Below are 11,929 nucleotides of genomic sequence, written 5' to 3' on the forward strand. Positions count from 1 at the left end.
CGGTCAGTCCTCCGGCCGCTCCCGGGTCGTGGGCGGCAGCGTCGGCGCGTCCCCGACCGGACCGAACAGGACCGCGCGGGCGACGGGGGGCGCGAACAGCGCGGACACCGGCCTGGCCAGCGACAGGACGGAGCGGAACGCCGCGCCGACGACCGGGTCGCCGGGAGCGCGCTCCTGCACCCGTGCCAGGTACCAGGAGGCCGGCCGGTCGGCGGGGCGGACCCGTGCCGCGTCGCCCAGCGCGCCCGGCATCGTCTTGTCGGCGCCCGCCGAGATGTCCCAGGCCTGCCGTGACACGGCGAACAGCGCCCGCTGGACGCGCCGGGTCGTGGGGGTGCGCCGCGGGTCCGTCAGCGCCTCGCGCAGCGCCACCGCCGACAGGGCGGCGACCGACATGCCCTGACCGTAGATCGGGTTGAACGCGCACAGGGCGTCCCCGGTCGCCAGGAACCCGGCGGGGCGCCGCCCCGCCCTGTCGTAGCGCCGCCGGATGTTGGCCGTGCCGCGGAAACCGTGGACCGCCGACACGGGCTCCGCCTTCGCCAGCCAGTCGCGGGTGATGGGGTGGGGCAGCTTCGCCGCGTACGCCTCGAACCCCTCCGGGTCCGTGGGGGGTTCGTCGCCGCGCAGCCCGGACAGGGTGACCAGGTAGTGCCCGCCCTCGACCGGCAGGGTCACGACACCGCGCGTCTGGCGGGGGTTGGGGATCACGTAGTGCCCCATGCCGTCCGTCTCGTCGTCGTGGGCGTCGTTGCGGTAGAGCCGGGTCGCGTAGGCGAGACCGGTGTCGATGGTCTCCTCGTGCGGCGGTTCGGCACCGATCGCGGCCAGCCAGCGGGGGGCGTGCGAGCTCCGGCCCGACGCGTCCACGACCAGGTCGGCCGCCAGCCGCCGGGGCTCCTTGGCGCCGCCCGCGCCGCGCTCCCGCACCAGGACGCCCGCCACCCGCGTCGCGTCACCGGCCAGGCCGACGGCCTCCGTCCCCTGCAGGACCTCCACCCGGGGGTCGGCCAGCACCCGTCGGCGGACGAGATGCTCCAGCAGGGGGCGGGAGGCCGTGAACAGGTGCGTGGAGGCGGGCGTGCGCCGGTACCAGCGGTGGTCCTGCCACTGGACGAGGTCGTCGGGCATGCCGACCACGGGGGCGCCCTGCCGCCGGAGCTCTTCGACGATGCCGGGCAGCAGCAGCTCCAGGGCGGGCCGGCCGCCCTCCAGCAGGACGTGGATGTGCCGGCCCTGCGGCACGCCGGGACGGGACTCCGGCTCATCGGGGTAGCGGTCCCGTTCGACGACGGTCACGTGTTCGGCGTGTTCGGCCAGGACCCGGGCGGCGAGGAGTCCGGCGATGCTGCCGCCGATCACCACCGCGTGCCGTGCCCGGTGCCCGGTCCCCCACTGGTCGGCCATGCCTGCCCCCTCGCGTCGACGGACTACGACTCCCCAGTATCCACGGTCCGTTGGGGCGGATCGCGTGCGCCGGGCCGAAGGCGCCCGATGCGGTGGACGGCCCCGTCCAGGAGCTGGACGGGGCCGTCCACCGCGTGTGGCCCGGGCGGACAGGGGTCAGGCGGGTACGGCCTCGTGCTCGCAGACGTCGCCGGTGGCGTGGACCTCCCACGCCGGGAACGGGTCCGCCCACGGGCCCGGCTCGTCCTGGCCGACCAGGCACTCCTCCAGCGCCCGGTGCAGGGCGTCCGCCCGCAGGCCGGTGCCGATGAAGACGAGCTCCTGGCCGTGGCCGCCGCTCGCCGCCGTACCGGACGGCTCGAACCCGGCCACGCCGCCCGCCTGCGACCACAGTCCGGTCACACCGTCCCGGCCCGCCAGCCGGAAGAAGCCCTTGGAGCGCAGCACCCGCCCGTAGGCGCCGCTGTCCAGGTCCTCGGTGACGAACCGCCACAGGCGCTCGGGGTGGAACGCCCGGCCGGGCGCACGGAAGACCGTGGACGAGATGCCGTACTCCTCCGTCTCCGGTACGTGGTCGCCGTTCAGCTCCATGACCCAGCCGGGTGCCTGCTGGGCGCGCTCCAGGTCGAACAGGCCGGTGCCGAGGATGTCGGCGGGGCGGACGCGGCCGTGCTCGGCGGTCAGCAGCCGGGCGACCGGGTTCAGCCGGGTGAGCGCCGCCCGCAGCCGCGCGGCGGCCGCCGCGTCCACGAGGTCCGTCTTGTTGAGGACGATGACGTCCGCGAACTCGACCTGGTCCACCAGCAGATCGCTGACCGTCCGCTCGTCGTCCTCGTACGCGGCGAGCCCGCGTTCGCCGAGACCGTCGCCGCGGTCGAGCTCCGGCAGGAAGTTCACCGCGTCGACCACCGTCACCATGGTGTCGAGCCGGGCCAGGTCGCCGAGCGTCGCGCCGTCGTCGCGCGGGAACGCGAACGTGGCGGCCACCGGCATGGGTTCGGAGATCCCGCTGGACTCGATGAGGAGGTAGTCGAACCGGCCTTCGCGGGCCAGCCGGTCCACCTCTTCGAGCAGGTCGTCCCGCAGTGTGCAGCAGATGCACCCGTTGGTCATCTCGATCAGCCGCTCCTCGGTGCGCGACAGCGCGGCCTCGCCGCCCCGCACCAGCGCGGCGTCGATGTTGACCTCGCTCATGTCGTTGACGATCACGGCGACGCGCAGCCCGTCCCGGTTGGCCAGGACGTGGTTGAGGAGCGTCGTCTTGCCGGCCCCGAGGAAGCCCGACAGCACGGTGACCGGCAGGAGGGGCCGGGGTGTCGTCATCGCGCTCAGCCCTCCGGCTGGACGAGGCCGCGCTCGTACGCCTTCACCAGGCGCTGCGGCACCTGGTGGACGACTCCGTCGACGGTGACCGGCACGAGCTGCGGAGTGGTCGCCTTCCACCGCGCGCGGCGGTGGCGGGTGTTGGAGCGGGACATCTTGCGCTTGGGTACGGCCATGACGGCACAGACCTCCATCGGTGGTACGGATGGCGGTCACGCTACCTGAAAATGATTCCCATTAACAATTTCGGCCGGGGAGGCTCTCCCTACGGAGCGCCGTCGCCCCCCTCCTCCACGCCCCGGAGCGCCTCCGTCAGCCACTCCACCCAGAACCGCTCCAGCTCGATCCCGCCACGCAGCACCAGATGGCGCAGCCGGTCGGCCTCCGAGTCGCGCTCGGGCGGGAACTGCCGCTGCTCCATGCCCAGGTACTCGTCCAACTGGGCGCGGTGGAGCGCCAGATGGCGGCTCAGCTCGTCCGCCATCCCGGCGGTGCCCACCACCGCGGCGGCCCGCAGCCGCAGCAGCAGCGCGCTGCGGATCGGCTTCGGGTCCTCCGCGCGGCGGGTCCAGTCGGCCAGCTCCGCGCGGCCCGCGGGCAGCACCTCGTACTCCTTCTTCTGCCCGCGCGCCGGTGCCTCGGACGGGAGGGCCCGGATGTGACCGGCCTGTTCCAGCTTCCCCAGCTCGCGATAGATCTGCTGATGCGTCGCCGACCAGAAGTAGCCGATCGACCGGTCGAAGCGCCGGGTCAGCTCCAGACCCGATGACGGCTTCTCCAGCAGAGCGGTGAGGATCGCGTGGGGGAGAGACATGCCCGCATCCTAGGAGCCGCCCGCCGGGACCGTTGCCCGCGGCTGTGGGGCGCGGTTCCGGCCGTGGCGGTGCGGTCCGCGAGGGCGGCGTGGCCGGAACCCGTGGGTCGTGCGGGACGCCTGGCGCGTTCCTCCGTGAACGGCTGCGTATTTCTACCGATGCCGGCCGGCCCGCGACGCCCTAGCCTGGGACCCCTTGTCCCGTCCGTTCCCGTCGGCGTCCCGCCGGCCGAGACAGAGGGTTGAAGCGTGCTCGCGTGTCTGTCTGATCCGCTGGTGATCGTCGCGCTCGTCGGTGGGGGCTGGCGGTCGGGGCCGCCGCGAACATCCGCGGCGCGGTGATGCGGCGTGAGGCGGCCGATCCGTGGCCGGACGCCACGGCGAGCCGGCGGGTCGTCCTGTGGGTGACCTGCGCGGCCGTCGGCTTCGGCGCGGCCTTCCTGTCCGGGGTCTTCCTCATCGAGATCGGCCCCCGCTGCGCGGCGGGCGGCGGGCTGGCCGGCGCGGCCTTCGCCGTGACGGTGGTCGCCGGGCTGTGGACCGCCGGCTGGACCGGCCGCACCGGCTCCCGTGGAGACGACGGCGTCTTCCGCTGGGATCCCCCGCGCCGGACGAGCGGCGGTGGCCGGCTCGGCGGCGGGGACGGCGGGCTGGGCGGCGACGGCGGCGGCTCGGGCGAATGACCTGACCGCCGCCACGGACGCCTGGGAAGGCGCGGACGTCGCGGCGGGCGCGGGCGCCTGCGGAGAACGCGGACGTCTTCGGGAGATGTGGACGCCTGCGGAGGACGAGGGCGTCCGCAGAGGACGCGGACGCTATGGAGAGGGGCGAGGGTGAGTCGTAGGACCCTGGGGGTCGCCGGAACGGCCCTGCCGGTCGCCGGAGTGCTGCCGGGGGCGCTGCCATCCGTCGTACTCGCCCGTGCCCAGGAGACCCGGGCGCGGGCGGACGGGCGTCTCGCGGCGGCGCGGGCCGCCGCATCGGATCCCGGCTGGGAGGTGGAGCTGCTGGCCGAGGCCCGGCGCGGGGCCGCCCACGGCGGGCAGGACGTGGCCTCGGGCGGCGACCAGGAGCGGGAGGGACGGCTGCTCACCGGGGCCGGTGCCGCCCTGGTCGCCGGGGCGTTCACGGTGCTCCACGCCGGGCGGCGGGGCGCGACGACGCCGGCCGCGCCCGGCTGGGGGCGCCGAGCCCCGAGCCGTACGAGCCCGGCATGCCCGGGGCCCCGGGCATGCCGGGCATGCCTCAGAGGGTCGCGGCGAGCCGTGTGCCCTGGTCGATGGCGCGCTTCGCGTCCAGTTCCGCGGCCACGTCCGCGCCGCCGATCAGATGCGCCGCCACCCCGGCCGCCGTCAGCTCCTCGTACAGGTCGCGGCGCGGCTCCTGGCCCGTGCACAGCACGACCGTGTCGACCGGCACCGTACGGGCCTCGCCGTCGACGGTGATGTGCAGGCCCTCGTCGTCGATCCGGTCGTACGACGCCCCGGCGACCATCGCCACGCCCCGGTGCTTCAGCTCGGTGCGGTGGATCCAGCCGGTCGTCTTGCCCAGGCCGGCGCCGACCTTGGACGTCTTGCGCTGGAGCAGGGTCACCTGCCGCGGCGGCCTCGGCCGCTCCGGGGCGCCCAGCCCGCCGCGCTCCCCGTACGAGGTGTCGACGCCCCACTGGCGGAAGTACGTCTCCGGGTCCCGGCTCGCGCCCTCGCCGCCGTCCGTGAGGAACTCGGCGACGTCGAAGCCGATGCCGCCCGCGCCCAGGACGGCGACCCGCTCGCCGACCGGCGCGCCGCCGCGCAGCACGTCCAGGTAGCCGACCACGCTGCGGTGGTCGACGCCCTCGATGGCCGGGGTGCGGGGGGTGACACCGGTCGCGACGACCACCTCGTCGTAGCCGCCCAGCATGTCCGCCGAGACGCGCGTGTTCAGCCGTACCTCGACCCCGCGCAGCTCCAGCTGGGTGCGGAAGTAGCGCAGCGTCTCCTCGAACTCCTCCTTACCGGGCACCCGCTTGGCCACGTTCAGCTGGCCGCCGATCTCGCCGGCCGCGTCGAACAGGGTGACGTCGTGGCCGCGTTCGGCCGCCGACACCGCGCAGGCGAGCCCGGCGGGACCGGCGCCGACGACCGCGACGCGCTTGCGCCGCCGGGTGGGGGAGAGGACGAGCTCGGTCTCGTGGCAGGCGCGCGGGTTCACCAGGCAGGAGGTGATCTTGCCGCTGAAGGTGTGGTCCAGGCAGGCCTGGTTGCAGCCGATGCAGGTGTTGATCGTCTCCGGCCGGCCCTCGCTCGCCTTGGCGACGAAGTCGGGGTCGGCGAGGAACGGGCGCGCCATGGACACCATGTCGGCGCGGCCGTCCGCGAGGACCTGCTCCGCGACCTCGGGGGTGTTGATCCGGTTGCTGGTGACCAGCGGCACGGACACCGCGCCCATCAGCCTCTTCGTCACCCAGGTGTACGCGGCGCGCGGCACGGAGGTCGCGATGGTCGGGATACGGGCCTCGTGCCAGCCGATGCCGGTGTTGATGATCGTGGCCCCGGCCGCCTCGATCTCCTTGGCGAGGGAGACCACCTCGTCCAGCGACGAGCCGCCCGGCACCAGGTCCAGCATGGACAGCCGGTAGATCAGGATGAAGTCCTCGCCGAGCCGCTCCCGGGTCCGGCGCACGATCTCCAGCGGGAAGCGGACCCGGTTCTCGTACGAGCCGCCCCACCGGTCGTCCCGGTGGTTGGTCGCGGCGGCGATGAACTCGTTGATCAGGTAGCCCTCGGAGCCCATGATCTCGACGCCGTCGTACCCGGCCGACTTCGCCAGCTCCGCCGCCCGTACGTAGTCCTCGATCGTCTGCTCGACCTCGGCGTCGGTGAGGGCGTTCGGCACGAACGGGCTGATGGGCGCCTGGATCGCGCTCGGCGCGACCAGCTGCGGGTGGTAGGCGTACCGGCCGAAGTGCAGGATCTGCATCGCGATCCGCCCGCCCGCCTCATGGACGGCGTCGGTCACGACCCGGTGCTTCGCCGCCTCCTCCTCGGTGGTGAGCTTGGCACCGCCGTCGTACGGCCGGCCCGCCTCGTTCGGCGCGATGCCGCCGGTCACGATGAGGCCGACGCCGCCCCGGGCCCGGGCCGCGTAGAAGGCGGCCATGCGCGCGAAGCCGTTCTCCGCCTCCTCCAGGCCGATGTGCATGGACCCCATCAGCACCCGGTTGGGCAGGGTGGTGAACCCGAGGTCCAGCGGGCTGAGCAGATGCGGGTACGGGGTCATGGCGGCGCCTCCTCGCGCAGTGTCGTCGCCCCAGTTGTAGACGACCCCACCCCCGTTGTGCAACAAGTTGCATAAAGGTCCCGGCGTGAGCTGCGCTACGCCTCCGTGAGCTGCGCCACGCCCCACGGGGCCGCACCATGGGAAAGAGGGGAGAGCGGCGTACGCGGCCGCCTCCCGTCCGCGGCCGCGACGCGCAACCCCGGGGGCCCATCGGAGTTCCGCCATGACCAATCAGAAGGCCGGCCGCGACACCACTGTTCTCGGAGACTGCCTGGAGGTCCCGGGCATCGGGTTCCTGCCCGTCAACGCGTTCGTGCTGCACGCCGAACAGCCCGTCGTCGTGGACACCGGTCTCAGCCTCCCCGACCGGGACTTCCTGGAGACGCTCGGCTCGGCCGTCGACCCCGCCGATGTGCGGTGGATCTGGCTGACCCACCCCGACCGGGACCACACCGGCGGCCTGTTCGCGCTCCTGGAGGCCGCTCCCGACGCACGTGTCGTGACCACGTTCCTCGGCGCCGGGATCATGTCCACCGAACGGCCACTGCCGCTGGACCGGGTCGTCCTGGTCAACCCAGGGCAGACCCTCGACGTCGGCGACCGCACGCTCGCCGCCTTCCGCCCGCCGCTGTTCGACAGCCCGGCGACGGTCGGGTTCTACGACGACCGGTCGCGCACCCTCTTCAGCTCCGACTGCTTCGGCTCCCCCATGCCCAGCGCCGACCTCGCCGACGGCGGCGAGGCGGCCGGGCTCGTCGCCGAGCAGCTCCGCGCCGGACAGCTCATGTGGGCCGCCATCGACAGCCCGTGGGTGCACAACGTGGACGTCGGCAAGTTCCTCGCCACGGTCCGGCCGCTGCGGGACATGGACCCGGAGATCGTGCTCTCCACGCATCTGCCGCCGGCCGTCGGCCTCGGCTCGCGGATGCTCGACACCATCAGCGCCGCCCCCGACACCGATCCGTTCGTCGGGCCCGACCAGCGGGCGCTGGAGCGGATACTCGCCGGCTTCGAACCCGGCGCGGCGCCCGCCGCGCCCGCCGGCACCACCGAGGAGCCGATCGCACCGGGCACCCCCACCTGAGCCGGAGCCGAGCCCCCACCGGGACCCGAACGCCCCCCCGCCGGCCCGAGCCCCCTCCGGCGCCCGCCTCGGCGCCCGCCCGAGCCCGCCCCGGCGCCCGCGCTCAGCCGCCGGCGACCGCCGCCGTCCAGGCGTCCAGCTCCTCCGGGGTGCGCGGCCCCGCCTCGTCCGCGCCGAGCAGCCCGCGCCCCCGCAGGAGCCGCGCCACCGCCATGGCCCACGGGCGGCGCAGCCGCGCGGCGTCCAGCAGCTCCCCGTCCCCGAGCAGCTCCGCCACCGGACCGGTGCGCAGCCCGCCGGGCGTCAGCACCGCCGCGTCGTCCGCCCACCGCAGCGCCAGGTCGACGTCGTGCGTGGCCATCAGCACCGTCGTCCCGGAACCGCGCAGCCGGTCCAGGGCCTCCAGCAGCCGTTCCTGCCCGTGCGGGTCCAGTCCCGCCGTCGGCTCGTCCAGGATCAGCACGCGCGGCCGCATCGCCACGGCCCCCGCGATCGCCGCCCGCTTGCGCTGCCCGTACGACAGCAGATGCGTCGGCCGGTCCTCCAGCGCCGCGATGTCCAGCGCCTCCAGGGCCTCCCTGACCCGCGCCCGGACCTCCGCCTCGGGCAGCCCCAGATTCATCGGCCCGAACGACACGTCCTGCCCGACGGACGCGGCGAACAGCTGGTCGTCCGGGTCCTGCACCACCAGCTGCACCGTCGTCCGCAGCCGGGTCAGCCCCTTCCTGTCGTACGCCACGTCCTCGCCGTCCAGCCGCAGCGCGCCGCTCGCGCACCGCAGCCCGCCGCTCAGCAGCCGCAGCAGCGTCGTCTTGCCGCCGCCGTTGCGGCCCAGCAGCGCCAGCGAGCGCCCTTCCGGCACGGCGAAGTCGACCCCGCTCAGCACGGCCGGCCCGTCCTCGTAGGCGTACGCCGCCCCCACCAGCTCGACCACGGCGGACCCGCTCATCACAGCAACCTTTCGAGTACGAGGGTGCCGGCGACGACACCCGCCAGCAGCGCCGCCGTCGCGGCCAGGAACCGGCGGTCCACCCGGGCCTCCGGCACCAGCACCCGCAGCGTCCCGTCGTAGCCGCGCCCCGCCAGACCGGTCTGCAGCCGCGCCGCCCGGTCGAAGGCGCGGACGAACGCCGTCGCGCCGAGGCCCGCGAGCGACCGCCACGCCGCCGCCCGGCCGGCCAGCCCCAGCCGCGCCGCCTGCGCCTGCCGGATCCGGACGACGGCGTCCAGCAGCAGGAAGCTGATCCGGTACATGACGAGCGCGACGTCCACCACCGGCGCCGGCACCCCGGCCCGTACGAGCCGGGGCAGCAGGTCCGACACCGGCGTCGTGAACGCGAACAGCAGCACCCCCAGCGACGCCGCCGAGGTCCGCAGCAGCAACCGCCCGGCGTGCGCGGCGCCGTCCGGGGCCAGGGCGACGAACCCGCCGGGGCCGCCCACCTGGAACAGCAGCGGGATCGCGCCCGTCACACAGAACCCGAGCGGGATGCGCCACGCCCGCCACAGCCGCCGGGGCGCCACCCCGGCCGGCCCGAGCAGGACCGCGACGGCCGCCACCGCCACCAGGACGGCGCCCGGCCACGGCGGCAGCGCCACCGCGCACAGCGTCAGCCCCAGGCCGAGCACGGCCTTCTCGCACGGGTGGCGGCGGCGCCAGCGACTGCTGTGCGCCGCCACGTCGATGGGCAGCACCCGGCCTACTCCTCCGCCACGGGCCGGTCGGCGGCCTCGGCCGCGGTGCGCTCCGCCGCCTCGGCGCGGGCCCGCGCCTCGCCCTGCCGACGGCCCCGGCGCAGCCCGAAGTAGTAGGCCAGCACGCCCGCGCCCAGCGCGGCCTGGAGCGAGAACAGCGCCGACTCCACCTCGCCCGACGGGGGTTCGTACAGCGGCGTGAACCACGGTTCGTAGTCCGGCGCGTTCTCGGTGATCGCCGCCTCCGCCTGCGCGTCGGCGCCCGTGAACGGCTCCTCCTTGCCGTCGCCGAGCCCCAGGGCCAGCGGGAGCACGGCGAGCGCCGCGACGATCAGCAACAGCAGCGTGTTGATCCTGGCGTTACGGCTCATCGGACCTGGGCCTCCTTCTCGGCGCCGCCCCGGGGCAGCACCCCGAGCCGGACGAGCTCACCCCTGCTGGACTGCGTGAGGAGCCGCGTCACCAGCACGGTGAGCAGGCCCTCGCTGACCGCGAGCGGCAGCTGGGTCACCGCGAAGATGCCGCCGAACTTGCCGAGCGCGCCGACGAAGCCGCTGCTCGGGTCGGGAAAGGCCAGCGCCAGCTGCGCGCTCGTGACGCAGTACGTGGACAGGTCGGCGACGAACGCGCCCAGGAACACCGCCGGCATCAGGGACAGACCCGACCGCCGCGCCAGCCGGTAGACCCCGTACCCGGCCCACGGCCCCACGATCGCCATGGAGAACGCGTTCGCGCCGAGTGTCGTCAGCCCCCCGTGCGCCAGCAGCAGCGCCTGGAACAGCAGCGTGATCGTGCCGAGCACCGCCATGATCGGCGGCCGGAACAGGATCGCGCCCAGACCCGTACCGGTCGGATGCGAGCAACTGCCCGTCACCGACGGGATCTTCAGCGCGGACAGGACGAACGTGAAGGCGCCGGACGCGCCCAGCAGCAGCGTCGACTCCGGATTGGCCCTGACCTCCCGCGTCAGGGCCCGGACACCGTGGACGACGAAGGGAGCGGCCGCGACGCTCCAGGCGGCCGCGTGCAAGGGGGGCAGGTACCCCTCGGCTATATGCATGGGTTAGGAGACCCTCTCCAGCACCTCGTGGATGGACAACGCGCCCTGGCCGGTCTCCTGGCTGACGGGTCGTACCGCCCGGTCTCCGCCTTCCCGGACACCGAGGTCTCCCCCGGAGGTCCAGTGGCTTCCCCCAGAGCCTCCCGGGGGGATGGAGCCGGACTTCCCGATCACAGTGGCGAGGGCCGCACCGGTTCCACACCGGTTTCCCGTACACCAAGGCCCTGTGACATTAGTGGCATGACCAGCTACATCACAACCGCACCTGCTCATTCCTTGCGATAGCGGTACGCCTCCGACGCCGCGGCCTCCACCGCGTCCAGGTCGCCGCCGGCCGACGCCGTCACCACCGCCGCCACCGCCCCCTCCACGAACGGCGCGTCCACCAGCCGGGTCGCGGCGGGCAGATCGTCGCCCTCCGCCAGCAGCGCCTTCACCGTCAGCACGGCGCTGCCCAGGTCCACCAGGACCGCCACGCCCGCGCCGCCGTCCACCGCCCGCGCCGCCCGCGCGATCAGCTCGGCGCTGGTGCCGAGCCCGCCGTCCACGTCACCGCCCGCGGCCGCCACGGGCGCGGTCGTCCCGCCCCCGGCGAGACCCCGGGCCAGTGCGGCGACCGACGCGGCGACCTCGGCGCTGTGCGAGACGAGGACGACACCCACCGGCGCGCCCGCTCCGACGGACGTCATGCCGCCACCTCCGCGAGCGCGGCGAGCAGCAGCGCCGACGACGTCGCCCCCGGGTCCTGATGCCCGACGGACCGCTCACCGAGATAACTCGCCCTGCCCTTGCGGGCCCGCATCGGTACGGTCGCCACGGCACCCTCGCCGGCCGCCCGCGCGGCCGCCGCGAACGACACGTCCCCGAGCGCCGTGACGGCCGGCTCCAGCGCGTCCAGCATCGTCTTGTCCCCGGCCGTCGCCCCGCCGAGCTGCGCCACCGCCGCCACGCCCGCGCCGAGCGCCGCCGCCAGCTCGGCCCTGGTCGCCGACGGCGCGTCACCGAGCGCCTTGCCCGCCCGGCGCAGCAGCGTCCCGTACAGCGGCCCCGACGCCCCGCCCACGGTGGAGATCAACTGCCGTCCCGCCAGCGTCAGCACGGCGCCCGGCGTGTCCTGCGGCTCCTTCTCCAGGGCGGCCGCCACCGCCGCGAACCCGCGCCGCAGGTTCGCGCCGTGGTCAGCGTCGCCGATGGCGGCGTCCAGCTCCGTCAGCCGGTCGGCCTCGCGGTCCACGGCCGCCGCCATGGCGGCCATCCAGCGCCGGCAGAGTTCCGCGTCCAGCAC

At 74.9% G+C, this 11,929-nt stretch carries 13 protein-coding genes and 1 riboswitch; of the genes, 2 read left to right on the forward strand and 11 right to left on the reverse strand.

Annotation, left to right across the window (positions count from 1 at the left end):
* Nucleotides 1–3 precede the first annotated feature (3 nt).
* The 4 genes from ACGF5U_RS16720 to ACGF5U_RS16735 all read right to left on the reverse strand — a co-directional run bounded on the left by ACGF5U_RS16720 (nucleotide 4) and on the right by ACGF5U_RS16735 (nucleotide 3,544).
* The gene (locus ACGF5U_RS16720) at nucleotides 4–1,407 is read right to left on the reverse strand and encodes an NAD(P)/FAD-dependent oxidoreductase (protein WP_392718941.1); all 1,404 of its coding nucleotides are present in this window, start codon (nucleotides 1,405–1,407) and stop codon (nucleotides 4–6) included.
* Nucleotides 1,408–1,563: 156 nt separating this feature from the next.
* Nucleotides 1,564–2,730: a GTP-binding protein gene (locus ACGF5U_RS16725; protein WP_392818409.1), complete on the reverse strand. Its 1,167-nt coding sequence runs from the start codon at nucleotides 2,728–2,730 to the stop codon at nucleotides 1,564–1,566.
* A 5-nt stretch (nucleotides 2,731–2,735) separates the two neighbouring features.
* Nucleotides 2,736–2,906: a 50S ribosomal protein L32 gene (rpmF, locus tag ACGF5U_RS16730; protein WP_392818411.1), complete on the reverse strand. Its 171-nt coding sequence runs from the start codon at nucleotides 2,904–2,906 to the stop codon at nucleotides 2,736–2,738.
* 89 nt (nucleotides 2,907–2,995) lie between these two features.
* Entirely contained in the window at nucleotides 2,996–3,544 is a 549-nt protein-coding gene (locus tag ACGF5U_RS16735) for a PadR family transcriptional regulator (protein WP_392818413.1), read from the reverse strand.
* A gap of 341 nt (nucleotides 3,545–3,885) precedes the next feature.
* On the opposite strand from ACGF5U_RS16735, the gene ACGF5U_RS16740 reads away from it, so the two are divergent.
* Nucleotides 3,886–4,227 carry a hypothetical protein gene (locus ACGF5U_RS16740; RefSeq protein ID WP_392818415.1) on the forward strand — a complete coding sequence of 114 codons (342 nt, stop codon included), beginning with the start codon at nucleotides 3,886–3,888 and terminating at the stop codon, nucleotides 4,225–4,227.
* 562 nt (nucleotides 4,228–4,789) lie between these two features.
* Here the strand turns inward: ACGF5U_RS16740 and ACGF5U_RS16745 are convergent.
* The gene (locus ACGF5U_RS16745) at nucleotides 4,790–6,805 is read right to left on the reverse strand and encodes an FAD-dependent oxidoreductase (protein WP_392818417.1); all 2,016 of its coding nucleotides are present in this window, start codon (nucleotides 6,803–6,805) and stop codon (nucleotides 4,790–4,792) included.
* Nucleotides 6,806–7,028: 223 nt separating this feature from the next.
* Here ACGF5U_RS16745 and ACGF5U_RS16750 point away from each other — a divergent pair, with 223 nt between their 5' ends.
* Nucleotides 7,029–7,889: an MBL fold metallo-hydrolase gene (locus tag ACGF5U_RS16750; RefSeq protein ID WP_392818419.1), complete on the forward strand. Its 861-nt coding sequence runs from the start codon at nucleotides 7,029–7,031 to the stop codon at nucleotides 7,887–7,889.
* Between the two features lie 103 nt (nucleotides 7,890–7,992).
* Here ACGF5U_RS16750 and ACGF5U_RS16755 read toward each other — a convergent pair whose 3' ends face one another.
* The 6 genes from ACGF5U_RS16755 to dhaL all read right to left on the reverse strand — a co-directional run bounded on the left by ACGF5U_RS16755 (nucleotide 7,993) and on the right by dhaL (nucleotide 11,929).
* Nucleotides 7,993–8,838, reverse strand: coding sequence for an energy-coupling factor ABC transporter ATP-binding protein (locus ACGF5U_RS16755; protein WP_392818421.1), 846 nt, complete (start codon nucleotides 8,836–8,838; stop codon nucleotides 7,993–7,995).
* Nucleotides 8,838–9,584, reverse strand: a complete 747-nt coding sequence (cbiQ, locus tag ACGF5U_RS16760; RefSeq protein WP_392818423.1) for a cobalt ECF transporter T component CbiQ — start codon at nucleotides 9,582–9,584, stop codon at nucleotides 8,838–8,840. Before cbiQ ends, ACGF5U_RS16755 begins: the two co-directional genes overlap by 1 nt.
* Nucleotides 9,585–9,589: 5 nt before the next feature.
* Nucleotides 9,590–9,955, reverse strand: coding sequence for an energy-coupling factor ABC transporter substrate-binding protein (locus ACGF5U_RS16765; RefSeq protein WP_392818425.1), 366 nt, complete (start codon nucleotides 9,953–9,955; stop codon nucleotides 9,590–9,592).
* Nucleotides 9,952–10,644 carry an energy-coupling factor ABC transporter permease gene (locus ACGF5U_RS16770; protein WP_392818427.1) on the reverse strand — a complete coding sequence of 231 codons (693 nt, stop codon included), beginning with the start codon at nucleotides 10,642–10,644 and terminating at the stop codon, nucleotides 9,952–9,954. The genes ACGF5U_RS16765 and ACGF5U_RS16770 overlap by 4 nt, the downstream gene beginning before the upstream one ends.
* Before the next feature lie 29 nt (nucleotides 10,645–10,673).
* Nucleotides 10,674–10,908, reverse strand: a riboswitch (cobalamin riboswitch).
* A 5-nt stretch (nucleotides 10,909–10,913) separates the two neighbouring features.
* Nucleotides 10,914–11,333, reverse strand: a complete 420-nt coding sequence (locus tag ACGF5U_RS16775) for a PTS-dependent dihydroxyacetone kinase phosphotransferase subunit DhaM (protein WP_392818429.1) — start codon at nucleotides 11,331–11,333, stop codon at nucleotides 10,914–10,916.
* Nucleotides 11,330–11,929 (reverse strand): dihydroxyacetone kinase subunit DhaL, encoded by a 600-nt coding sequence (gene dhaL, locus ACGF5U_RS16780; RefSeq protein WP_392818810.1) that lies wholly within the window; start codon nucleotides 11,927–11,929, stop codon nucleotides 11,330–11,332. The genes ACGF5U_RS16775 and dhaL overlap by 4 nt, the downstream gene beginning before the upstream one ends.

The sequence above is a fragment of the Streptomyces sp. NPDC047886 genome, assembly GCF_043204435.1.
GTDB lineage: Bacteria > Actinomycetota > Actinomycetes > Streptomycetales > Streptomycetaceae > Streptomyces.

Coding starts and splice junctions, on each gene's coding strand:
- ACGF5U_RS16750 (WP_392818419.1), top strand. CDS start 7,029: ATGACCAATCAGAAGGCCGGCCGCGACACCACTGTTCTCGGAGACTGC.
- ACGF5U_RS16735 (WP_392818413.1), bottom strand. CDS start 3,544: ATGTCTCTCCCCCACGCGATCCTCACCGCTCTGCTGGAGAAGCCGTCA.
- ACGF5U_RS16775 (WP_392818429.1), bottom strand. CDS start 11,333: ATGACGTCCGTCGGAGCGGGCGCGCCGGTGGGTGTCGTCCTCGTCTCG.
- ACGF5U_RS16765 (WP_392818425.1), bottom strand. CDS start 9,955: ATGAGCCGTAACGCCAGGATCAACACGCTGCTGTTGCTGATCGTCGCG.
- ACGF5U_RS16740 (WP_392818415.1), top strand. CDS start 3,886: ATGCGGCGTGAGGCGGCCGATCCGTGGCCGGACGCCACGGCGAGCCGG.
- ACGF5U_RS16745 (WP_392818417.1), bottom strand. CDS start 6,805: ATGACCCCGTACCCGCATCTGCTCAGCCCGCTGGACCTCGGGTTCACC.
- ACGF5U_RS16725 (WP_392818409.1), bottom strand. CDS start 2,730: ATGACGACACCCCGGCCCCTCCTGCCGGTCACCGTGCTGTCGGGCTTC.
- ACGF5U_RS16755 (WP_392818421.1), bottom strand. CDS start 8,838: ATGAGCGGGTCCGCCGTGGTCGAGCTGGTGGGGGCGGCGTACGCCTAC.
- rpmF (WP_392818411.1), bottom strand. CDS start 2,906: ATGGCCGTACCCAAGCGCAAGATGTCCCGCTCCAACACCCGCCACCGC.
- ACGF5U_RS16720 (WP_392718941.1), bottom strand. CDS start 1,407: ATGGCCGACCAGTGGGGGACCGGGCACCGGGCACGGCACGCGGTGGTG.
- ACGF5U_RS16770 (WP_392818427.1), bottom strand. CDS start 10,644: ATGCATATAGCCGAGGGGTACCTGCCCCCCTTGCACGCGGCCGCCTGG.